This is a genomic window from Streptomyces sp. NPDC004051 (assembly GCF_053604275.1).
Window position 1 is genome coordinate 142281 of the sequence record NZ_JBSGHG010000008.1, and the last position, 19916, is coordinate 162196.

The following is a 19916-nucleotide window of genomic DNA, read 5'->3' on the forward strand; positions in this document are numbered from 1 at the left end:
GCCGTCTCCCTGCCGTCGGCACCCGTCCGGAAGGGCAGCGCCTTCGGCGGCGCTGCCCTGAGGGGGCCGCCGTCCGATTCCAGCCACTTCGCCTCCTCTTGTCGCAGCCGTGCGCGAAACCCGGGAAGGCCGACGGCTGTGGGAAGCCCACGGACTCGGCTCAGGTGACGCCGTGCTGCCGCAGCGTCGATCCCGACCGCCCCTTCACCACCTCGAGTTGGGCGTGGATCCGGCGGCGCAGGTCGGGGACGTGGCTGACGATGCCCACGCTGCGGTCGCGTTCCCGCAGGGAGTCCAGGACGTCCAGGACCTCGTCGAGCGTCTGGTCGTCGAGGCTGCCGAAGCCCTCGTCGATGAAGAGGGTGTCCAGCCGGACCCCGCCGGCCTCGTCGGTGACGACGTCGGCGAGTCCGAGCGCGAGGGCCAGCGAGGCGAAGAAGGTCTCGCCGCCCGAGAGGGTCGCGGTGTCCCGCTCCCGGCCGGTCCACGCGTCCACGACATGCAGTCCGAGGCCGCTGCGCCCGCGCCCGGTGCGGTCGTCGGAGTGCACCAGGGTGTAGCGGCCGGAGGACATGCGGTGCAGCCGGGCGGTCGCCGCGGCGGCGACCTGCTCCAGGCGGGCGGCCAGGACGTAGGACTCCAGGCGCATCCTGCGTTCGTTGGCGGCCGAGGTGCCCGCGGTGAGACCTGCCAGACGGGCCACCCGGTCGTACTCCTCGCGCAGCGGCGCCAGTCGGCGCACCGAGGCGGTGGCCCGCGCGGAGAGCCGGTCGAGTTCGGCGCAGCGGCGGGCGGCGGCGTCGCGTGCGGACACCGCCTCGCGCGTCCTGCGGTCCGCGTCCTCGGCGGTGCGCTGTGCGGCGGTGAGGTCGGCGGGGGGCTGCTGGGCGGCGGCCGCGGTGGCCGGCTCGGCGAGCACCGCGCGTACGGCGGCCTCCTCCTGCCGCCAGGCCTCCAGCCGGTCCTGCAGTTCGCGGTGGGCGGCCGCGTCGAGGAGTGCCTCGGCCGCCTCCCGCGGAGTGGCGAAGCCCGCCCGGAAGGCGGCGTCGGCGAGCCGGCCGTCGGCCTCCTTGAGCCGCTGTGCGGTGCCCTCGGCGACCCGGGCGGCGTCGGCGGCGTCGGTGAACCGTGCGGCGCGCCGCTCCAGTTGCGCGGCGCGCGCGGCCACGCTGTCCGCGTCGCCCCGCGCCTGGATCAACTCCTCCTCCAGCACGGCCTGTTCATGGGCCAGCCGCTCCCGGTGGCCCGCCCGGGCAGCGGTCCGCACCGCCGCCTCCCGCTGGGCGGCGACGCGTCGTTCATGCTCGTGTTCCGCCTGGCGCAGCTGTTCCCGGGCGGGGTGCAGATCGGAGGCGGTGTCCCGGGCCTGCGCGTACCGCTGCTCCAACTCCTCGACCTCTCGGGCGAGGTGGGTGGTCGGCGTGTCCCCCGCCTCCGCTCCGGCGGCGGCCAGCGCCTCGCGTGCGGCGCCGAGGCGGCCTTCCTGGTCGGCCCGGTGCTCCTCGGCGCTCTGGTGCGCGGCCAGGGCCCGCTCCTCCGCCTCGCGGTCGACGTGGCCGGCGACCTTGCGGGCGGGGGCGGGGTGTTCGGTGGCCCCGCAGACGGCGCAGGGGTCGCCGTCGGTGAGGCCCGCGGCGAGTTCGGCGGCGATGCCGGCCAACCGCTGTTCCTTGAGGTCGAGCCAGTGCTGTTTGGCCTCGAGGACCCGCTCCCGGGCCGCGCGGGCCTGTTCGGCGGCGTCCTCGGTGTCCTCGGCCAGCTGGTCCCGCAGCCGTGCGGCGGTCAACCGCTTGCACGCGGTGTCGCGTTGCACGGCGAGCTCACCGGCCCGGGCCGCGGCCTGCTGCGCGGACTCGATCCGGGCCTGGAGACCGGCCCGGGTCTCCTCCCAGCCGGTGAGCCACGCCTCGGACTCGTCGAGCACGTCGTCGTCGGCGCGCTCCTGGCGGTCCAGACCGGCCCGCTCCTCGAGGAGTTCCGTGAGCCGTCGCTCGGCGCGGCGGGCCGACTCCAGCCCGCCCAGCTCCTCGGTGGCCCGGCGGGCGGCGGCCGCGAGCCCGGCCGCACCCGCGTCCCTGAGGGGCGGGGGGAGCAGGTCGCGGGTACGCGCCTCGGCGTCGGCAGCCCGCCGGTGTTCGGCGTCGGCGGACTCCCGCAGTTCCAGGGCGGGGGCGACCGTCTCGGCCTTGCGGGACCGGTCCAGGCGCGTCTGCGCCTCCTGCCGGTCCTCGGCCCGCTCCGCCAGCCGTGCCGCGCGCTGCCGTGCCTCGGCGAACCGCCGCTGCAGCCGGTCCCGTTCGCGTACCTCGTCCAGTGAGCGGTCGGCGGAGGCCTGGGCGGACTCGGCTGCGGCGAGGCGGCAGCGGGCCACGGTGAGCTGTTCGCGGGCGGTGCTGCGGGCCACGGCGGCCGCGCTCAGCACGCTCTCGGCCAGTCCCGGCTCGCCCGGCGCGAGGTCCGCCGCCTCCATGGCCCCGCCCGCGGCCTGCTGCATCCGGTGCGCGTCGGCGAGCAGTTCGGCGTCGCCGTCCCGTACCCGGGACTCGGCGGCACGGCGGCGTTCGGCCAGGCGCTTCTCCATGTCGGCGAAGCGGCGGGTGTCGAAGAGCCGGCCGAGCAGGTTGCCGCGCGCCTCCGCGTCGGCGCGCAGGAAACGCGCGAAGTCGCCCTGGGGCAGCAGGACGACCTGGCAGAACTGCTCCCGGCTCATGCCGAGGAGCTGGCTGATCTCCTCGCCGATCTCCTGGTGGGAGCGGCTGAGGTCCTTCCAGGACCGGCTCGCCGGATCGTGTTCGCGCAGCCGACTCTGCGCCTTGTCCAGGGTCGTTCCGGTGCCGCGCTTCTTCGGGCGCTGCCAGGGCGGCTGCCGGGTGACCTCCAGCCTGCGGCCGGCGACGGTGAGTTCGAGGGTGACCCCCGTGCGGGTGGCGGGGGCCGCGTGGTCGCTGCGCAGCGCCGTGCCCTGCCCGTTCTGCCGGGCCCCGGGGACGGAGCCGTACAGCGCGTAGCAGACGGCGTCGAGTATCGAGGTCTTGCCGGCGCCGGTGGGGCCGTGCAGCAGGAAGAGGCCCGCGGCGGAGAGTGCGTCGAAGTCGACGGTCAGCGAACCGCCGAAGGGGCCGAAGGCGGTGATGTCGAGCCGGTGCAGCCTCATCGCGCCACCTCGTTCACGGCCTCGGCGGCGCGGACCTCGTCGACGGTGTCCCGCAGGACGGCCCGCTCGTGCTCGTCGGGGCCGGTGCCGCGCACGTGGGCGACGAAGTCCTCCGCGATCTGCTGGTCGTCGCGCCCGGCGAGGCGCCGGGCGTAGGACACCGACGGGTCGTCGGGCGCGCGTTCGGGCTCGAAGACCAGGCTCAGGGTGTGCGGGAAGCGTTCGGTGAGCCGGGCCATGGGGTCGGCGGGGCGGGCCGGGTCGGTGAGCGTGGCCTCGACCCACGCCTCCCGGTGCCGCGCGAGGGCGGGGTCGGCGAGCAGTTCCTCCAGGGTGCCGCGGATCCGGGCGAGGGCGCGCGGCACCGGGCAGTCGAGCCGCTCGGCGGTGACCGATCCGTCCGCGGCCAGGTCGACGAGCCACATGCTCTTGCGGTGATCCGCCTCCGAGAAGGAGTACGGCAGCGGAGAACCGGAGTAGCGCACCCGCTCGGTGAGGGTCTGGCAGCCGTGCAGATGGCCGAGCGCCACGTAGTCGACGCCGTCGAAGACCCCGGCGGGCACGGCGGCGACCCCGCCGACGGTGATGTCCCGCTCACTGTCGCTCGGTGCGCCGCCGATGACGAAGGCGTGTGCGAGGACCACGGACCGGGTGCCGCGCGGGCGGGCGGCGAGGTCGGCCCGGACCCGGTCCATGGCGGCCGCGAGCACCGCCTCGTGGCCTGCCTTCTCCACCCCGAACTCGTCCTTGACCAGCGCCGGTTCCAGATAGGGCAGCCCGTAGAAGGCGACCTCCCCGTGTACGTCGGACAGCATCACGGGGGTGCCGCCGGCCGCGGGGTCGGTCCGCAGGTGGATGCCCGCGCGTCCGATGAGCCCGGCGCCGACGCCGAGACGGCGGGCCGAGTCGTGGTTCCCGGAGATCATCACCGTCGGCACACCGAGGGCGGCGAGGCGGTGCAGGGCGTCGTCGAACAGCTCCACCGCGGCGAGCGGCGGTACCGCACGGTCGTACACGTCCCCCGACACGACCACCGCGTCGACGGCGCGCTCGCGCACGGTCGCCACCAGATGGCCGATGAACTCGGCCTGGGCACCGAGCATGCCGACCCGGTGGAACGACCGGCCGAGATGCCAGTCGGAAGTGTGCAGCAGCCTCATGATCCCCGAGGGTATCGGCCGGGTCCGGCATCACGCTCGGTAACTCCCGCATCACCCCGTCACGACCCGGAATCCGTACGCCCGTTATGCACCCGATGACCGTGATGCGACCCGGTGGTGGTCACGCGTCCCCGTACGCCTCGCCGCCCAGTTCGAGGCGGGCGGTTCCGGCGGTCGCGTCCGCGAGCCAGGACCGGAAGGCGTCGACGTCGGAGTCGGGGAGGCCGATCTCGATCGTGACCTCCTCGGCGTAGCGCACGTCCCGCACCGTGCGCCCCGTGGAGCGCAGGTCGTTCTGGATCTTGCCGGCCCGCTGGTGGTCGACCGTCACCGTGGCCAGCCGGAACCGGCGGCGGGTGAGCGTGCCGACGGTGTCCAGTGCCTCGCCGACGGTGCCGCCGTACGCGCGGATCAGTCCGCCCGCGCCGAGCTTGACGCCGCCGTAGTAGCGGGTGACGACCGCGACGACGTACCGCATGTCACGGCGCAGCAGCATCTGGAGCATGGGGACGCCCGCGGTGCCGCCGGGTTCCCCGTCGTCGTTGGCCTTCTGGACGGAGGCGTCCGCGCCGATGACGTACGCCCAGCAGTTGTGGGTGGCGTCGGCGTGCTCCTTGCGGACGCCGGCGATGAACTCCTGCGCCTCCTGCTCGGTGGCCGCCGGGGCGAGGGCGCACAGGAAGCGGGAGCGGTTGATCTCGGTCTCGTGCACACCCGCGCGGGCGACGGTGCGGTACTCGTCCTGCATCCGGCCAGCCTATGCGGCGCCCCGGGGCACGGTCATGGCGGTCAGCAGGGCGGTGCCGGGGGCGAGGTCCGGCCAGCCGGCGCCGCGCCAGGACAGCACGGCGATCGCGGAGGTCGGGAACTTGGTGCGGACCCGGTCGAGCGTGTCGTCCGCGCCCTCGCCGGCCAGTGCCAGGACGAGCTCGGCCAGGCCCGGGTTGTGGCCGATCAGCAGCAGGGTGCCGACCTCGGTGGGCGCCTCGTGCAGCACGGCCAGGAGCGCGGGGGCGTCGGCGGCGTACAGCCTCGGTTCGTGCCGGACCGGCACGGAGGTGTCCCACTGCGCCGCCGCCAGCTCCCAGGTCTCGCGGGTGCGGACGGCGGTGGAGCACAGCACGAGATCGGGCAGGCCGATGGTCTCGGCGATCGCGCGTCCGGCGGCGGGCGCGTCCCGGCGGCCGCGCGCGGCCAGCGGGCGGTCCCGGTCGGCGACGCCGTCGGGCCAGGCGGACTTGGCGTGCCGCAGGACGACCAGTCGGCGCTCCCGTCCCGCGCCGGTGCGCCCGGCCGCCCCGCTCGTCCCCGCCGCCCCGCTCACGCCGGGGATCCCAGGTCTCGGGCGAGGTCGAGGCCGAGCAGCCGGTCCGCGTAGGCGTACGTCTCGAAGCGGGCGCCGTCCGGCAGGTCCGGTGCGGTCTCCACGTCCCGCAGCACCCGGAGGACGCCGGCCGCGTCCAGGTCGTCCTCCCACGCGGTGCGCAGGTCCGCGCGCACCTCGTCGGGGATGGGCCGCGAGGGCCGGTGCGCCCAGGCGGCGACCGCGCCGCGCCAGCGCGCGAGGATGCCGGCGGCGTCGTCCAGGGCGGCCGGGTCGAGCCGCAGCGGTCTGCTCCTGGGGTGCGCGAGCAGGGCCAGACGCAGAACGGTCGGGTCGGTGCCGTCCGACACGCCGGGGGCTTCCGGACGGACGGGCGCGACGGCGACCCGGACTCCCTCGGGTGTCTCGCCGCCCTCGCTCACCACGTGCAGGACCTGGGCCTCGCCCAGCCCCGTGCCGGCGTCCCGGCTGTCCTCGAAGGGCCGTACGCCGAGGGCCGCGCCCGCCGCGTGCAGCTCGGGCAGGTCCCGTTCGCCCACGAGCAGCGCCCACACCGGGGTGCCGCCGAGTTCCAGGGCACGCACGAGCAGGTCGGCGACGAGCAGCACCCGCAGGTTCGTCGGATCGAATCCGCGCGTGTGGGCCTCGACGCGGGTCAGGCCCCGTCGGGCGGGGGTGGCGTCCACGGGTTCGCCGGTCCGGGCGTCAGTGATGCGCAGCACGAGGCGAGCGTAGGCGCACAAGCGGGCCCGCGCAGGCATCTCGCACGCTTTTCGGGCCCGACGTGGCCCCGAACCGGGAATCTCCGCACGCGCCCGTCCGTTGCCGGAGCATCGGAACAACCGCGCGACTGCGCGCCTGCTCTTCCACGACCCTTCAGGAGGCCCGACGGTGTACGGCGACGAGGCAACGGTCCGCAAGATCCTCACCGGGCTGGGCGACACCTGGGCCGTGGTGGGCCTGTCGTCGAACCGGCAGCGCGCGGCGTACGGCGTCGCCCAGGTGCTGCAGCGTTTCGGCAAGCGGGTGGTGCCGGTGCACCCGAAGGCCGAGACGGTGCACGGCGAGCAGGGGTACGCCTCGCTCGCGGACATCCCCTTCGAGGTGGACGTCGTCGACGTGTTCGTGAACAGCGAACTGGCCGGAGCGGTCGCGGACGAGGCCGTCGCCAAGGGCGCCGAGGCGGTGTGGTTCCAGCTGGACGTCGTCGACGAGGCGGCCTACGAGCGGACCCGCGCGGCGGGCCTGGACATGGTGATGGACCGCTGCCCGGCGATCGAGATACCGCGCCTGGGCTGACCGGAGCCGGGCCGGCGGCACGCCTCAGGGCCCTCAGGGCCGGCGTTCCGTGAGACCCGGAGCGCCCCACACCGGGAACCAGCGGGCCAGGTCGGCCTCGATGCGCAGGTCGTCCGCGAGGAGTGACCTGATCTGGAGTTCCAACGCGTTGTCGCGCCGCTCCGTGCCGTCGGGGAGCGGCGCGAACGGGTAGAAGGTGCCGCGCTTGTAGAGGTAGACCAGTGCCAGGACCCGGGGGTCCGTCGCGGCCCGGAAGCCGACCAGGGAGCAGAGGAGTTGCGGGCCGAAGCCGGCGTCCTGGAGGAGCGTGTTGACGGCGTGCAGGTCGTTGACCAGTGAGGCGGTGTCGTCGGCGGGGTGGTGGACGAGGAGCCAGGTGTACCCGTACGCGTCCTTGGTGTATTCGACGGGTGTGCCGCCCCGGCCGGTGTCGGCGTCGAGCAGGTCCCGTACCTCCTGCTGGAGCCGGTCGAACGCGCCGCCCTCCACGCTCGCGAAGCAGACCGATCCGCTCCCGGTCGGGGTGAACCCCGCCCCCGCCTGCACGGTGATCGCGGCCGAGGGCAGGCTGAAGAGCTGGTCGAGGTCCGGGCGCACCGGTTTGCTGCGGCCGAGGATGGTGTCGAGGAGTCCCACGGGACGGCACCTCCGTGGATCGTCATGCCCGGCCGAGCTGGGCCGAGATCCGGCCGAGCTGGTCGAGGCGCTGTTCGAGGGTGGGGTGGGAGGAGAGCAGCCGGCTCAGGCTCTCCCGGGAGGAGAAGGCCGGTGCGAACCAGAAGGCGTTGAACGGCTCGGCCCGGCGGAGGTCCTTCGTCGGGATCCTCGCCATCTCTCCGGTCACCTTGGTGAGCGCGGACGCGAGTGCGGACGGCCGGCCGGTGAGCAATGCGGCGGAGCGGTCGGCGGACAGTTCGCGGTAGCGGGACAGCAGCCGGGTCAGCAGGAAGCTGATCACGTACACGACGGCGCTGACCAGCGGGATCAGGATCACCACGATGGCGGTGGAGCTGTCGCGGCTGGTGCGGCCGAGGCCGGTGTAGAGCGCGGCGCGGGTCATGAAACCGGCCAGGACGCCCAGGAACGAGGCGATGGTCATCACGGCGACGTCCCGGTGGGCGACGTGCGACAGCTCATGGGCGAGGACGCCCTCCAGCTCCTCCGGTTCCAGTCGGCGGAGCAGCCCCGTGGTGACGCACACCAGGGCCGTTCTCTCGTTGCGGCCGGTTGCGAAGGCGTTCGGCAGGTCGCTGTCGGCGATCGCCACCCGCGGTTTGGGCATGTCGGCGAGGGCGCAGACGCGGTCCACGGAGCCGTGCAGCCCGGGAGCCTGCTCGGGGGTCACCTCGCGCGCGCCCATGCTGAAGGCCGCGATCCGGTCGCTGAACCAGAACTGTGCGACGAACAGGATGCCCGCGAACAGCAGGACGACGGGCCACGCGTTCTTCAGGAGGGCCAGCAGGATGCCGACGAAGACGACGTAGAGCAGCCCGATCAGGAACATCGTCGTCACCATACGGGTGGTGAGGCCCCGGTCCGGGGCGTACCGCGAATGCGACCGGCTCCTGGGCATCCGGATCACCTCCAGTGAACGCGCACTGCCGCGCTGCACATCCCTCTCCTGCCAGTGTGCCCCTTTTGTGCGCGAGGGGGCCCGGCGCGGAACCCGTCGGCCCGGGCCGACGCGCGGGGCACGGGAGGTCCGCGCCCGCCGCCGTCAGTCGTGCGGGGGGCGTCCGCCGATCCGGTGGTCGGCCACGTTCAGCGCCTCCGCCACCAGCCTGAGCAGATGTCCGTCGCGCAGTGAGTAGATCACCCTGCGGCCCTCCTTCCGCGTGTCCACCAGCCCCGCGAGGCGCAGTCGTGCCAGGTGCTGGCTGACCGCGGGTCGCGCCGCCCCGCACACCTCGGTGAGCGTGCCGACGTCGGCCTCGCCACCGGCCAGGGCGTGCAGCAGGGCCAGCCGGGTGCGGTCGCCGAGCAGGGCGAGGAGTTCCGCCGCGAGCGCGAACCGCTGGTCGCCGGGGGTGCGCGGGTACGCTTCGTGCGCAGGTGACAGGTGCATGCGTGCGCTCATACGCACATAATGGCCCCTGGGCGACATCCCGTCCACCCCGCCCACCGGAAGGGGATCCACGTGAGTCTCCGGCACGAGCACCCGCACCCCGGAACGTCCCCGCGTCACCGCCTTCGCCACCTGCTCGCCCCGCACTCGCACGAGGCCGCGGACAAGCTCGACCCCGCCCTCGAGTCCTCGGCCCGCGGCCTGCGGGCGCTGTGGATCTCGCTGGCGGTGCTCGGCCTGACGGCGCTGGTCCAGGCGGTCGTGGTGGCCGTCTCGGGCTCGGTCGCGCTGCTCGGCGACACGGTGCACAACGCTGCGGACGCGCTCACCGCCGTCCCCCTCGCCCTCGCCTTCGTGCTGGGCCGGCGCGCCGCCACCCGCCGTTTCACCTACGGCTACGGCCGGGCCGAGGACCTGGCCGGTGTCGTGATCGTGCTGACGATCGCCGCCTCCGCGGCGTTCGCCGGCTGGACGGCGGTGGACCGGCTGCTCGATCCGCGTCCCGTGGACCACGTCCCGGCGGTCGCCGTGGCCGCACTCGTCGGGTTCGCGGGCAACGAGTGGGTGGCCCGCTACCGCATCCGGGTCGGCCGTGCCATCGGCTCGGCCGCGTTGGTCGCGGACGGACTGCACGCCCGGACGGACGGGTTCACCTCACTCGCCGTGCTGCTGGGGGCCGGCGGATCGGCTCTGGGGCTGCAGCTCGCGGACCCGGTCGTGGGACTGGTGATCACCGCGGCGATCGTCCTGGTGCTGCGGGACGCCGCGCGGGAGGTGTTCCGGCGGGTGCTGGACGCCGTCGACCCGGCGCTCGTGGACCGGGCGGAGCGGGCACTGACCAGGGTCCCCGGGGTACGCGGCGTGGGTGAGCTGAGGCTGCGCTGGATCGGGCACCGGCTGCGCGCCGAGGTGGCGGTGGTGGTGGACGGCGGGGCGACGGTGCGGGAGGCCCATCGCATCGCGGTCGACGCCGAACACGCCCTGCTGCACGCCGTGCCCCGGCTGACCGCCGCCCTGGTCCACACCGACCCGGAGCCCGTCCCCGGCGAGCGGGACCCGCACCTGCCCCTGGCCCACCACGCGACGGCATGACCGGCACACCCCCGCTCGGGCCCGGGCCGGGCTGCTGCGCCCCCGCTCAGGCCACCCCCAGGCCTTCCAGCACGACCGCACCCGGCAGTTCGGCGAAGGCCTTGCCCGGCACGAGGAGTTTGCCCCGGCGGCGCCCGCTGCCGACCAGTACGTACGGCAGGTCGACGACGGCCGCGTCCACCAGCACCGGCCAGCCGGCCGGGAGCCCGATCGGGGTGATGCCCCCGTACTCCATGCCGCTCTCCCCCGTGGCCGTGTCCATCGGGGCGAACGACGCCTTGCGGGCGCCGAGCCGGCGGCGCACGACTCCGTTGACGTCGGCCCGGGTGGTGGACAGGACGACGCATGCGGCGAGGGTGGTCCCGCTGCCGCGCTTGCCCGCCACCACCACGCAGTTCGCCGACCGCTCCAGCAGGTCCTGGCCGTAGTGCTCCACGAAGACGGCGGTGTCGGCCCAGTGCGGGTCCGTGTCGACGTAGAGGATCTGCTCGGCGGGGACGCTGCCGTTCCAGGCGCGGACGGCCGCGGCGACCGGTGCGGTGAGCCCGTCGAGGCAGTCGGGGGCGGGGATGGCGTGGTCGAAGGAGCCGATGGGTGCGCGCATGGCGGCACCGTAACAGCCGCTCGGCGGGCGCAGGTGGGACGTCTCAGCGCACGGGCGGGACCGAGACCGCCATGATCATCTCCATGGGTTCGCCGCCCTGGTTGCCGTAGGTGTGCGGGGTGTCGGCCTCGAAGGAGGCGCTGGCGCCGGCCGGGACGCGGTGCTCCGCGCCGTCGACGGTGAGCGTCAGCTCCCCGGCCGTGACGTGGAGCAGTTCGACCGTGCCGACCGGGTGCGGGTCGGAGTCGCTGCTCTCGCCCGGCATGAGACGCCAGTCCCACATCTCCACCGGCCCGGGTGCCTCGGTGCCCGCGAGCAGCCGGTTCCAGCTGCCGGCCTCGGTGTGCCAGAGCCGTACGGCCCGGTCGGCGGGGACGACACGGACCCTGGGGCCCCGCTCGTAGTCGAGCAGGGTGGTGATGCTGACGCCGAGCGCGTCTCCGATCTTGACGACGGTGCCGATGCTCGGGTTGGTGCGGGCCTGCTCGATCTGGATGAGCATGCCGCGGCTCACCCCGGCCCGCGCCGCGAGCGCGTCCAGGGTGAAGGCCCGCTCGGTGCGCCAGCGCTTGACGTTGCGCGCCAGCGACTGGGCCAGCAGGTCGAGATCCGACACGTTCCGTCCAATATTCCGGATGACAGCGTTCAACTCGTTCGGCTGCGGTGCGGTGCACCCGATCGTCCACCGAACTGTACTGCGCGGCTCGCCGTGACAGCGGTACTCGCCCCGGCCGCCGGCGGCCGGGGCGGAGGTCAGCGCTCGGGCTCCAGCTCGACCAGCCGGGCCGGTTCCTCGAGGTCCTCGAGGTCCTTGGTCTCCTCGGCGTCCTTGGCGCCCTTGGCCTCCTCGACGCTCTCGACGTCCAGCATCGCCAGCGCCCGCAGCTGCTCCGGGGTGACGTCCTCGGGGATCGGCACCGGGGCCGGAGTGCGCAGCGGCGGCTGCCATCCGTCGGCCGGGGTCCAGCGGCGTACGACGCGGGCCGGGGCGCCCGCGACCACGGCGTGGTCGGGCACCGTGCCCCGGACCACCGCGCCCGCGGCCACCACCACGTTCCGTCCGATCCGCGCCCCCGGCAGGATCACCGCCCCGGTGCCGATCCAGCAGCCGGGGCCGATCTCCACCGGGTCCATCCGCGGCCACTGCTTGCCGATGGGTTCGTGGGGATCGTCGTAGGAGTGGTTGGTGGAGGTGACGTAGACGTACGGCCCGAAGTAGCAGTCGCTGCCGATGGTGACGGTGGTGTCGGCGATGACATGGCTGCCGCGGCCCAGGACGACACCGTCGCCGAGGCGCAGGATCGGGGCGGGACCCAGCTCCAGACCGGGCATCAGACCTGCGGTGAGGGTGACCTGTTCGCCGATGATGCAGTGGGCGCCGAGATGGATCCAGGGCTCACCGAAGACGGTGCCGAGCGGGAAGGCCAGCCTGGTGCCCGTTCCCATCGCGCCGAACCGGAAGCGGCCGGGGTGCTCGGCGGTCACCGAGCCCGTGCGCTGCGCCCACGCCCAGCCCGCGTGGACGGCGCGCTGCGCGAGGCGGCGCAGCCAGGACGAGAACGTGTTCCTGCTCTTCGGCACCCGCTCACCGTAGTCGGCGGGTGTGCCGCCGAAGAGCCGGACGCCCTGTGATCTTCACCCCACCGTGTCGGCGTACGGTGCCTGACAACACCCGACCAGGAGGCGACGATGACGCACAGGGCACTGATCACCGCTGTCGGCGGCAGGGAACCGCAGGTGGACCGGGAGGCCTTCGTGGCGCCCACCGCCACGGTGATCGGGGACGTGACACTGCGGGCGGGCACCAGCGTCTGGTACGGCGCGGTCCTGCGCGGTGACGTGGAGAGCATCTCCGTCGGCGCGAGCAGCAACGTCCAGGACAACTGCACGCTGCACGCCGACCCCGGCTTCCCCGTCACCGTCGGCGAGCGGGTCTCCATCGGGCACAACGCCGTGGTGCACGGGGCGACGGTCGGGGACGACTGCCTGATCGGCATGGGCGCCACGGTGCTCAACGGCGCGGTGATAGGCGCCGGTTCCCTGGTGGCCGCGCAGGCGCTGGTGCCGCAGGGCATGGAGGTGCCGCCGGGCTCCCTCGTCGCGGGGGTCCCGGCGAAGGTCCGGCGGGAGCTCACCGAGGAGGAGCGTGCGGGGCTGACGCTCAACGGGACGATGTACGCGGAACTGGCGAAGGCGCACCGCGACGCGCACGGTACGGCCTGAAACGGGGGCGGGGCACCGTCCGGTGCCCCGCCCCCGCCCCCTGCCGATCAGTCGTGCGCGACGACGGCGACGGGCGCCGCGGAGTGGTGCAGCACGGCGTGGGCGATGGGTCCGACGCGGATGCCGAACGGGTTCCGGCGGACACGGCGCCCGACCACGACGAGCGAGGACTCCCGGGACGCCTCGATCAGCCGGATGGAGGGGCTGCCGCTGAAGGACTCCTCCGTCACCTCGACGTCCCCGAACTCCGCCCGCCAGGGGAGGAGGACCTTCGTCAGCGCCGCGGCCTGCTCCGCGCTGACCTTCTGGTACATGTCCGGGTCGGCCGGCAGCCCGTGGACGTAGTACGGCGGCAGGTTCCAGCCGTGCACGACGCGCAGGCCGGTGCCCCGCCGGGCCGCCTCGGCGAACGCGAACCGGATCACCGCCTCGTCGGGCCGGTCCACGTCCACACCGAGGAGGACGGGCCGGTAGCGGGTCGCGGCGGACGGGATGCCCGCGGGGTCCGGCTCGTGTTCGTCGGCGGCCTGCTCCCCGGCACGGACCAGGACGACGGGCCGCTCGGCACGGGCCACGACGGCGAGACCGACGGAGCCGACCAGGAAGCCGGCGAAGGCTCCCATCCCCCGGGAGCCCAGCACGAGCAGCTCGGCCTCCTCGGCGGCCTCGACGAGCACCTCGTAGGGCCGGCCGGCGGCCTGCTCCGCGGTGACCTCGATACCGGGGTGGCGCAGTCGCAGCCCCTCGGCGGCCTCGCTCCGCGCACTGTCCCCGCCGTCGGCGGAGGAGCTCTCCGCACCGAGGGACAGCGCCTGGGACACAGGGTCCGGAAGGGGTTCGCGGACCTCGAGCAGCCGCAGCGGCAGGCCACGGAGATTCGCCTCGCGGGCCGCCCATTCGGCCGCGGCCCGGCTCTCGGCCGAACCGTCGAAACCGACCGTGATGGTGCGGGACATGACGTGCGCCTCCTGTTGTCGGTGGGATCATCCACAGCGTCGGCCGGAGAATAACCCGACGACAGGGACCACAGGTCCCCCGCGGGTGCCGAAGGTCCTGCTCCCGCGGGGGAGGGAGCGCCCGGACCACCGGGTCCCGTCGGCGTGCGGGACCGGCCCGGCACGGGGGCGGAGGCGACGCATCAGGGCCGTACGGCCCATGGCCACGGGCGGGGTTCCGCAGGAGGCTGGGATCACCACGGCAGTTCCCGCACCCCGTATGGGAGGTCCGCGATGTTCGCTCCCCCGTCCCCCAGCATGCCGCGCGCTCTGCCCGCCGAACACCGGGTGAAACTCCTGCAGACCGCTCGGGAGGTGTCCTTCCCGCAAGGGGTCCGGCTGTTCGAGGAGGGTGGCCACGCGGACCGGTTCTGGGTGATCCGTACCGGCACCGTCGAACTCGACATGCACGTGCCCGGCCGCCGGGCCGCCGTCATCGAACGCCTCGGCCACAACGAACTCGTCGGCTGGTCCTGGCTGTACAGCCCGCACGTCTGGCATCTGGGCGCGGAGGCGGCCAGTCCGGTGCGGGCCTACGAGTTCGACGCCGCGACGGTCCACTCGCTGAGCGAGGAGGAGCCGGCCCTCGGGCGGGACCTCTCCCAGTGGGTGGGCAGCGTGGTCTCCCACCGGCTGCACGCCGCCCGGGTCCGGCTGCTGGACCTGTACGGCCCTCACGGGGCGGGCGGCGGCGTCTGAACCGGCCCCGCCGCCGGCCCGCCCCCCTCGGTCAGCCGTTGGGGCGGAGGGTCCAGACGACCGTCATCTCCCCGGTCACGGCGCCGTCCTCGCGCCGGATGGCGACCGACACCGGGAACTCGGGACGCCTGCCCTCGTCCAGTTCCGCCACGACCTCGGCGGCCGGGCGGCCGAGGGTCGCGGTGGCGGTGACCGGGCCCATCGCCAGCTTCTTGTAGGCGATCTCGGCGCGGACCGCCAGGGGTACGGCCCGCGCGAGCTGGTCCCCGAAGGCGGCGAGCACGATGGCGCCGCTCGCCGACTCACCGAGGGTGAACATGGCGCCGGCGTGCGGACCGCCCACGTGGTTGTGGTAGTCGCCCTGGTCCGGCAGGGACACCACGGCCCGCTCCGCAGTGGTCTCCAGGAACTCGAGGTTGAGGGTCCGGGCCATGGGCACCGTGGCGGCGAGCATCTCGCCGATGGTCATCTGGTCTTGGCTCATGGCCGCATGTTACCCACGAGTAGAACATGTCGGCCAGGCTCCGGGCCCGCCCTCCGGCGGCCCGGACCGGCGGCCCGCCGCGCGGCCCCCACCCTCTGATTGCTACGTCCCTGTCAAAAGGCAGTGACCTGATCGTGTCACTGGCAGGACTAGGGTGGCTGGCCATGTGGCCAGGAAACCAGCCGCCCGGGGGCGAGCAGAACCCGCAGTCGAACAATCCGTACCAGCAGCCGGGGTACCAGCAGCCGAATCCGTATCAGCAGCCCGGTGCCCAGCAGCCCAACCCCTACGCGCAGCAGCACCAGCAGTGGGGGACGCCGGCCACCGTGGGCATGCCCCAGCCGCCGCAGGGCGGGGGCGGCGGGAACCGGACGAAACTGGTGGCCGTCGTGGCGGCGACGGCCGTCGTCGTGGCCGCCGGTGTCACCGGTTTCCTGGTGCTGGGCGGCGACAACAGCGACACGAACGACACGGCCGGCGAGAAGGACGAGAAGCCGTCCGTGAGCGCGCCCGCGGACCCGTCCGCGGAGCCGAGCACATCCGAATCCGGCTCCGGCTCCGGCTCCGAGGACAACCCGCGGGGCGGTGAGGCGGAGAAGGCGACGGTTCCGGGCTGGCAGGTCGTCACGAACACCCGCTTCGGCACGAAGTTCGACGTCCCGGCCGACTGGGAGATCGAGACCCCCGGCACCAGTGTGGGCTTCGAGTGGGAGGAGAAGGACGGTGAGACGGGCCGCACCACCGTCACCGCCCCGGCCTATCTGAAGTCCAAGTGGTGCACGAGCGACGACGACAAGGACGGCCGCGAGGAGAACACCTCCCTCGTCACCGCCGGAACCCGTGGTGAGAACGGCGCCAAGACCACTGACATGGCGGCGGAGACCCGTGTGCCGTGGTGGATCTTCGGCGGTTACACCCAGCCCGACAAGAAGAGCGTGAAGGCCGGGAAGCCGAAGGCGTACACGACCGCCTCGGGTCTCGAGGGCAGCGTCGTCACCGCGCACTCGGAGGGCACGCCGCAGAACGGCAAGTGCGACAGCGAGGGCAAGGCGGTCACCTTCGCGTTCAAGAACGGCGCCGGGGACTTCGTCACCTGGAACCTGTACGGCGCCAAGGGCGTCAAGGACGAGATCCCGGAGGCGACCGTGCAGAAGATCCTCAGCACGGTGCGGCTCACCGAGGAACCGCCGACCGAGTCGTGACGGGGTCGTAGCGGGCGGCGGGAAGCGAAGGACGGGCGGCGGGCGGCCTGTGACGGGCGGAGCGCCCCTCGGCACATTTGGCAAGTCGGCCACCCCCCGGCGATAGTCACGGTGTGCCGACCATCGATTCCCGTCGCCGCCCCGCCTGGGCGGGCCGCAACTACACGCTGCTGACCGCCTCCGCGGTGGTGACGAGCCTGGGCAGTCACGGTGCGCTGATCGCCTCCGCGTTCGCGGTGCTGGCCGCGGGCGGGGGCGCCGGAGACGTGGGCCTGGTGGCCGCCGCCCGCACCCTGCCGCTGGTGCTGTTCCTGCTGATCGGCGGTGCCGTCGCGGACCGGCTGCCGCGCCACCATGTGATGGTCGCGGCCAACGTCCTGAACTGCCTCTCGCAGGCCGCGTTCGCGGCCCTCGTCCTGGCCGGTGAGGCCCAACTGTGGCAGATGATGCTGCTCAGCGGCCTGGGCGGAGTCGGCCAGGCGTTCTTCGGCCCCGCCGCCGAGGGCATGCTGCTCTCCTCGGTCGAGGGCGAACAGGCCGGCCGGGCGTTCGCGGTGTTCCGGATGGCGATGCAGGGCGCGACACTCGGCGGCGCCGCCCTGGGCGGCCTCATGATCACCGTGATGGGGCCGGGCTGGGTGCTCGCGGCGGACGCGGCCGCCTTCGCGGTCGCGGCGGCACTGCGCGCCTTCCTCGATGTGAAGCACATCCCGCCGCGCGCACCGGGCGGCGGTCTGCTCGCCGACCTCCGGGAGGGGTGGCGGGAGTTCTCCGGACGGCCCTGGCTGTGGGGCATCGTCATCCAGTTCTCCATCGCCAACGCGGTCGTCGGCGCCGCCGACGCGGTCTACGGTCCGCTCGTGGCCCGGGACCACCTGGGCGGCGCCGCGCCGTGGGGCCTGGCCCTGGCCTTCTTCGGCGGGGGCACGGTGGTGGGCGCGCTGGTGATGACCCGCTGGAAACCGCGCCGCCTGCTGTTCGTCGGCACCCTCTGTGTGTTCCCGCTGGCCCTGCCGTCCGCCGCGCTCGCCGTGCCGGTACCGGTGGCGGTGCTGTGCGCGGTGATGTTCGTGACCGGCGTGAGCGTGGAGGTGTTCGGCGTCTCCTGGATGACGGCCCTGCACCAGGAGATACCGGAGGAGAAACTCTCCCGGGTCTCGGCCTACGACTGGTTCGGCTCGGTGGCGCTGGTGCCGGCCGCGATGGCGCTGGCGGGCCCCGTCGAGTCGGTGTTCGGCCGCACGGAGGCGCTGTGGGGCTGCGCCGCGCTGGTCGTCGTGGTGACGGCGGCGGTGCTGTGCGTACCGGACGTGCGCGACCTGCGCCGCCGGACCGTGCCCGTCGCCGGGGCGGTCCGGGGCACCGAGTCAGCCGATGCCGAACGCCCCGTCGGGGGGCTCGGGTGACGGTACGGCGTCCTCGTCCCGCACCGGCCGCGCCCCGCCGGTGAAGTCCCGCAGGGCCGCGCCGTGCTCGACGCGGGCGGGGAAGACGTCGGCGGCGGTGCGCCGGGCCAGGGCGGTGACGTCCAGGGGGCGGTGCGCGGCGGCCAGTACGGCGTTGCCGAAGCGGCGCCCGCGCAGGACCCCCGGCTCGGCGATCAGCACCAGCTCCTCGAAGACCGTGCCGAGCGTGGCCAGTTGGGAGCGCAGGAAGGCGAACGGAGCCGCGTCGGCGAGGTTGCCGAGGTAGACGCCGCCGTCCCGCAGGACGCGCGCCGCCTCACGGGCGTAGGCGACGGAGGTCAGGTGCGCCGGGACCCGTGAGCCGCCGAAGACGTCGGCGACGAGGACGTCCGCGGAGGCGTCGGGGGCGGCCTCCAGCCAGGCGCGGGCGTCCGCCGCGTGCAGTGTGACGTCCGCCCCCGCGGGCAGCGGCAGTTCCTCGGCGACCAGGTCCAGCAGTTCCCCGTCGAACTCGACGACGTCCTGCCGGGATCCGGGGCGGGTCACGGCCAGGTAGCGGGGCAGGGTGAGCCCGCCGCCACCGAGGTGGATCGCGTCCAGCGGGCGCCCCGGCTCGGCGAGGGCGTCCAGGACGTGCCCGAGCCGCCGGACGTACTCGAACTCCAGATGAGCCGGATCGTCCAGGTCGACGTACGACTGCGGCGCCCCGTCGACCGTCAGCAGCCAGGCCCGCGCACGGTCGACGTCGGGCATCAGCTTCGCGGTGCCGTGGGCGACGGCGCGGGTCACGGGTATCGGCTCGTTCACAGTCCCCCATTGTGCCGTCCCGCGGGCACCGGCCGGGTGCCCGCGGGACGGCCCTCGTCACCCGCCGTTCAGCCGACGGTCGTCACCGTCCCGGCGCCGACCGTGCGACCGCCCTCGCGGATCGCGAATCCGAGCCCCGGCTCCAGCGGCACCTCGCGCCCCAGCCGGACGGTCATCGTCACCGTGTCGCCGGGCCGGGCGACCGCCGTCTCGCCGAGGTCGACGTCGCCGACGACGTCCGCGGTGCGGATGTAGAACTGCGGCCGGTACCCGGTCACCACCGGTGTCGTACGGCCGCCCTCCCGGGCCGACAGCACGTACACCCGCGCCGTGAAGCTCCCGCTGGGCACCACGCTGTCCGGTGCGGCCACCACGTGCCCGCGTCGCACCGCGTCCCGCGGCACCCCGCGCAGCAGCAGCGCCACGTTGTCCCCGGCCTGCGCCTCCTCCATCGGCTTGCCGAAGGTCTCCAGACCGGTGACCACCGACTCCAGCCCGGCGCCGAGCACCGCGACGCGGTCGCCGAGACGGACCGTGCCGCGCTCCACCGCGCCGGTGACCACGGTCCCCCGGCCGGTGATGGTGAGCACGTTCTCCACCGGCAGCAGGAACGGCGCGTCCACGTACCGCTCGGGCAGGGGCACATAGGTGTCCACCGCGTCGAGCAGCGCGTCGATCGACGCCGTCCAGCGCGGGTCGCCCTCCAGCGCCCTGAGTCCCGAGACCCGTACGACGGGTACGGAGTCACCGCCGTAACCGTGTGCGGAGAGCAGCTCGCGGATCTCCAGCTCGACCAGATCGGTCAGTTCCTCGTCGCCGGCGTCGGCCTTGTTGAGGGCCACCACGATGTGGTCGACGCCCACCTGGCGGGCGAGCAGGACGTGTTCGGCGGTCTGCGGCATGATCCCGTCGAGCGCGGAGACCACGAGGATCGCCCCGTCGAGCTGCGCGGCTCCGGTGACCATGTTCTTGACGTAGTCGGCGTGGCCGGGCATGTCGACGTGCGCGTAGTGCCGGGTGTCGGTCTCGTACTCGACGTGCGCGATGTTGATGGTGATGCCGCGCGCGGCCTCCTCCGGCGCCCGGTCGATGCGGTCGAACGGGACGAAACCGCCGGAGCCGCGCTCGGCGAGGACCTTGGTGATGGCGGCGGTCAGGGTGGTCTTGCCGTGGTCGACATGGCCCATCGTGCCGATGTTCAGATGCGGTTTGGTGCGGACGTACGCCGTCTTGGACATGGCGGTACCTCGAAGCCTCTCGAAGGTGATGCGTGATCGGCCCCGGCCGCGCGGCGGATCGGCGCGCGGTGGGACGGGGACCCCGGGAACCTGACCGACCCTCCCCCTGGGGGGTCCGCCGGACGATCCGGGGAGGGTCAGCTTCGGGCGCCGTCGACAGCGGC

The 19916-nt window shown here is 74.0% G+C and carries 21 protein-coding genes; 6 read left to right on the top strand and 15 right to left on the bottom strand.

What is annotated here, in order from left to right; translation table 11 throughout:
* Positions 1-160 precede the first annotated feature (160 nt).
* From ACWEQO_RS12125 to ACWEQO_RS12145, 5 genes are all read right to left on the bottom strand, one after another.
* Positions 161-3154 carry an AAA family ATPase gene (locus ACWEQO_RS12125; RefSeq protein ID WP_452981828.1) on the bottom strand — a complete coding sequence of 998 codons (2994 nt, stop codon included), beginning with the start codon at positions 3152-3154 and terminating at the stop codon, positions 161-163.
* The gene (locus tag ACWEQO_RS12130; RefSeq protein ID WP_452981831.1) at positions 3151-4314 is read right to left on the bottom strand and encodes an exonuclease SbcCD subunit D; all 1164 of its coding nucleotides are present in this window, start codon (positions 4312-4314) and stop codon (positions 3151-3153) included. The genes ACWEQO_RS12125 and ACWEQO_RS12130 overlap by 4 nt, the downstream gene beginning before the upstream one ends.
* 121 nt (positions 4315-4435) lie before the next feature.
* Positions 4436-5062, bottom strand: coding sequence for a YigZ family protein (locus ACWEQO_RS12135; RefSeq protein WP_452981834.1), 627 nt, complete (start codon positions 5060-5062; stop codon positions 4436-4438).
* 9 nt (positions 5063-5071) lie between these two features.
* Positions 5072-5638 carry a SixA phosphatase family protein gene (locus tag ACWEQO_RS12140; protein WP_361461208.1) on the bottom strand — a complete coding sequence of 189 codons (567 nt, stop codon included), beginning with the start codon at positions 5636-5638 and terminating at the stop codon, positions 5072-5074.
* Positions 5635-6399: a hypothetical protein gene (locus ACWEQO_RS12145; RefSeq protein WP_361461210.1), complete on the bottom strand. Its 765-nt coding sequence runs from the start codon at positions 6397-6399 to the stop codon at positions 5635-5637. The genes ACWEQO_RS12140 and ACWEQO_RS12145 overlap by 4 nt, the downstream gene beginning before the upstream one ends.
* Before the next feature lie 130 nt (positions 6400-6529).
* Here ACWEQO_RS12145 and ACWEQO_RS12150 point away from each other — a divergent pair, with 130 nt between their 5' ends.
* Positions 6530-6937, top strand: a complete 408-nt coding sequence (locus ACWEQO_RS12150) for a CoA-binding protein (protein WP_361461211.1) — start codon at positions 6530-6532, stop codon at positions 6935-6937.
* 33 nt (positions 6938-6970) lie between these two features.
* Here the strand turns inward: ACWEQO_RS12150 and pspAB are convergent, their stop codons facing one another.
* The 3 genes from pspAB to ACWEQO_RS12165 form a co-directional block, all read right to left on the bottom strand.
* The gene (pspAB, locus tag ACWEQO_RS12155; protein WP_361461214.1) at positions 6971-7573 is read right to left on the bottom strand and encodes a PspA-associated protein PspAB; all 603 of its coding nucleotides are present in this window, start codon (positions 7571-7573) and stop codon (positions 6971-6973) included.
* A 22-nt stretch (positions 7574-7595) separates the two neighbouring features.
* Complete coding sequence (gene htpX / locus ACWEQO_RS12160; protein WP_452981839.1) at positions 7596-8510, bottom strand: zinc metalloprotease HtpX; 915 nt, start codon at positions 8508-8510, stop codon at positions 7596-7598.
* A gap of 144 nt (positions 8511-8654) precedes the next feature.
* A complete protein-coding gene (locus tag ACWEQO_RS12165) occupies positions 8655-9014 on the bottom strand; it encodes an ArsR/SmtB family transcription factor (protein ID WP_452981842.1) in 360 nt (119 codons plus the stop codon).
* A 9-nt stretch (positions 9015-9023) separates the two neighbouring features.
* Between ACWEQO_RS12165 and ACWEQO_RS12170 the strand changes: the two genes are divergently transcribed.
* On the top strand, positions 9024-10094 hold the full coding sequence (locus ACWEQO_RS12170; protein ID WP_452981845.1) for a cation diffusion facilitator family transporter: 1071 nt from the start codon (positions 9024-9026) through the stop codon (positions 10092-10094).
* A 46-nt stretch (positions 10095-10140) separates the two neighbouring features.
* Here ACWEQO_RS12170 and ACWEQO_RS12175 read toward each other — a convergent pair whose 3' ends face one another.
* The 3 genes from ACWEQO_RS12175 to ACWEQO_RS12185 form a co-directional block, all read right to left on the bottom strand.
* A complete protein-coding gene (locus ACWEQO_RS12175; RefSeq protein WP_452981847.1) occupies positions 10141-10698 on the bottom strand; it encodes a YbaK/EbsC family protein in 558 nt (185 codons plus the stop codon).
* Between the two features lie 43 nt (positions 10699-10741).
* Entirely contained in the window at positions 10742-11314 is a 573-nt protein-coding gene (locus ACWEQO_RS12180; RefSeq protein ID WP_452981850.1) for a helix-turn-helix domain-containing protein, read from the bottom strand.
* 137 nt (positions 11315-11451) lie between these two features.
* A complete protein-coding gene (locus ACWEQO_RS12185; protein WP_452981853.1) occupies positions 11452-12279 on the bottom strand; it encodes an acyltransferase in 828 nt (275 codons plus the stop codon).
* 108 nt (positions 12280-12387) lie between these two features.
* Here ACWEQO_RS12185 and ACWEQO_RS12190 point away from each other — a divergent pair, with 108 nt between their 5' ends.
* Positions 12388-12921: a gamma carbonic anhydrase family protein gene (locus ACWEQO_RS12190; RefSeq protein ID WP_452981856.1), complete on the top strand. Its 534-nt coding sequence runs from the start codon at positions 12388-12390 to the stop codon at positions 12919-12921.
* 47 nt (positions 12922-12968) lie between these two features.
* Here ACWEQO_RS12190 and ACWEQO_RS12195 read toward each other — a convergent pair whose 3' ends face one another.
* Entirely contained in the window at positions 12969-13877 is a 909-nt protein-coding gene (locus tag ACWEQO_RS12195) for a universal stress protein (RefSeq protein ID WP_452981859.1), read from the bottom strand.
* Positions 13878-14150: 273 nt separating this feature from the next.
* Here ACWEQO_RS12195 and ACWEQO_RS12200 point away from each other — a divergent pair, with 273 nt between their 5' ends.
* Positions 14151-14615, top strand: coding sequence for a cyclic nucleotide-binding domain-containing protein (locus tag ACWEQO_RS12200; protein ID WP_361461241.1), 465 nt, complete (start codon positions 14151-14153; stop codon positions 14613-14615).
* Positions 14616-14646: 31 nt separating this feature from the next.
* Here ACWEQO_RS12200 and ACWEQO_RS12205 read toward each other — a convergent pair whose 3' ends face one another.
* Positions 14647-15084 carry a DUF4442 domain-containing protein gene (locus tag ACWEQO_RS12205; protein WP_452981953.1) on the bottom strand — a complete coding sequence of 146 codons (438 nt, stop codon included), beginning with the start codon at positions 15082-15084 and terminating at the stop codon, positions 14647-14649.
* 179 nt (positions 15085-15263) lie between these two features.
* Between ACWEQO_RS12205 and ACWEQO_RS12210 the strand changes: the two genes are divergently transcribed.
* Together ACWEQO_RS12210 and ACWEQO_RS12215 are read left to right on the top strand one after the other, a co-directional pair.
* Positions 15264-16301, top strand: coding sequence for a hypothetical protein (locus tag ACWEQO_RS12210; protein WP_452981862.1), 1038 nt, complete (start codon positions 15264-15266; stop codon positions 16299-16301).
* Between the two features lie 113 nt (positions 16302-16414).
* Positions 16415-17707 (top strand): MFS transporter, encoded by a 1293-nt coding sequence (locus ACWEQO_RS12215; RefSeq protein WP_361461247.1) that lies wholly within the window; start codon positions 16415-16417, stop codon positions 17705-17707.
* Here ACWEQO_RS12215 and ACWEQO_RS12220 read toward each other — a convergent pair.
* Positions 17669-18514 (bottom strand): spermidine synthase, encoded by an 846-nt coding sequence (locus ACWEQO_RS12220; RefSeq protein WP_452981866.1) that lies wholly within the window; start codon positions 18512-18514, stop codon positions 17669-17671. The two genes, ACWEQO_RS12215 and ACWEQO_RS12220, sit on opposite strands and share 39 nt — an antisense overlap.
* 68 nt (positions 18515-18582) lie before the next feature.
* Complete coding sequence (gene tuf, locus ACWEQO_RS12225) at positions 18583-19752, bottom strand: elongation factor Tu (protein WP_452981869.1); 1170 nt, start codon at positions 19750-19752, stop codon at positions 18583-18585.
* Between the last annotated feature and the right edge of the window lie 164 nt (positions 19753-19916).